Source organism: Sphingomonas sp. FUKUSWIS1, assembly GCF_000733135.1.
Classification (GTDB): Bacteria; Pseudomonadota; Alphaproteobacteria; order Sphingomonadales; family Sphingomonadaceae; genus Sphingomonas; species Sphingomonas aerolata.
This window is the reverse complement of sequence record NZ_JPJC01000013.1, coordinates 85,340-86,872: the sequence shown is the minus strand read 5'-3', so window position 1 is coordinate 86,872 and position 1,533 is coordinate 85,340. Positions and strand designations below refer to the sequence as shown.

General features: G+C 68.0%; 1 protein-coding gene. It reads left to right on the top strand.

The features are described from left to right. Window positions 1-1,479, top strand: a 1,479-nt coding sequence (locus sphsw_RS01395) for a sensor histidine kinase (RefSeq protein ID WP_031439050.1), incomplete at its 5' end; no start/stop codon positions are given. Between the last annotated feature and the right edge of the window lie 54 nt (window positions 1,480-1,533).

Sequence of the window (1,533 nt, the reverse complement as noted above, 5' to 3'; positions counted from 1 at the left end):
GCCGAGGCGCAGCGGGCGATGCTCGACCGGTTGTCGGCGGGGGTCGCGCAGTTCGGTGGCGACCGCGGCCTGGTCTTCTGCAACCAGCCGTTCCGGCGCATGTTCGCGATGCGGGCGGAGTGGCTCGCCGACCGTCCCGAATTCGACCGCGTGCTCGAACGGATGCGCGAAGCGGACAGGCTCCCGGAGGTCCGCGACTTTCCGGCATGGAAGGCCGAGCGTCGCGCATGGTTCATGCAGACCGGGACCATGCCGAACGGCGGCGCGAGCGAGGAGATCTGGCACCTGCGCGGCGGTACGCATTTGCGCGTTGTCGCCCAGCCCTTGCCCGATGGCGGGCTGTTGCTGATCTTCGAGGACCGCACCGAGCATGTCCAGCTCGCCAGCGCGCGCGACACGCTGCTGCGCGTCCGTACCGCCACCTTCGACAACCTGTTCGAGGCGCTCGGCGTGTTCGCCGCCGACGGCCGGCTGCAATTGTGGAATAACCGATTCAGGGTGCTGTGGGGCCTCGAAGAGGAATTCCTTGCGGGTCATCCGCGTGTCGACGTCTTTGCCGATGCGGCCGCGGGCAAGTTGATGACGCCCAACCGGTCGGCGCTGATCCCCGATCTCGTGCGATCGGCGACCGCCGGACGGCAGCAGCGCGGGGGCCGCGTGGCCTTTGCCGACGGCCGGCATTTCGAATTCGCGGGCGTCCCGCTGCCCGACGGCAACGCGCTGTTCACGATGCTCGACATCACCGACAGCCGGCGTGCGGAGCAGGCCTTGCGCGAACGCGCGAACGCGCTCGAGGCGGCGGACAAGGTGAAGACGGCGTTCGTCGCGAACATGAGCTATGAGCTCAAGACGCCGCTGACGTCGATCAGTGGTTTCGCCGAGATGCTGCACGGTGGCTATGCCGGGCCGATGAGCGAACAGGCCGGGGGGTATCTCGAGGCCATTCTCGAATCGGTCGAGCGGCTCGGGCTGCTGGTCGACGACGTGCTCGACCTGACCCGGACCGAGAGCGAGAGCACCGAGATGGTGCGCACCGATGTCGAGCTGGCGGTGGTCGCCCGCGCCGCGGCAGGCTCGATCCAGGCGACCGCGCGGCGTCGCAAGCTGGACTTCGCGATCGAGATCGGGCGCTCGACCGGGCGTATCTGCGGCGATCCCAAGCGACTGCGTGAGATCGTCGAGCATCTGCTGCGTCACGCGGTCGCCGGTACGCCCGAGGGGGGGCGGATTCTCCTGCACGCCGACGGCAATGCAACGCATGCGCGGATCGTCGTGTCGGATGACGGCGCGGGGATGAGCGCGGAAGGCGTCGCGCATGCGTTCGACCGGTTCGCCGAATCCAAGACGATCGGCGATCGTGCGCTGGGGCTCGGCCTGCCGCTCGCCAAGCAGTTCGTCGAGGCGCATAACGGCACGATCGATCTCGTATCCGAACCCGGAAACGGCACGCTGATCACGGTCGAACTACCGCGGAGATGATCATCGCTTTGAAGGGACACGCACGCTGCCCGGGTTCGGTCGCATGACCGTGCT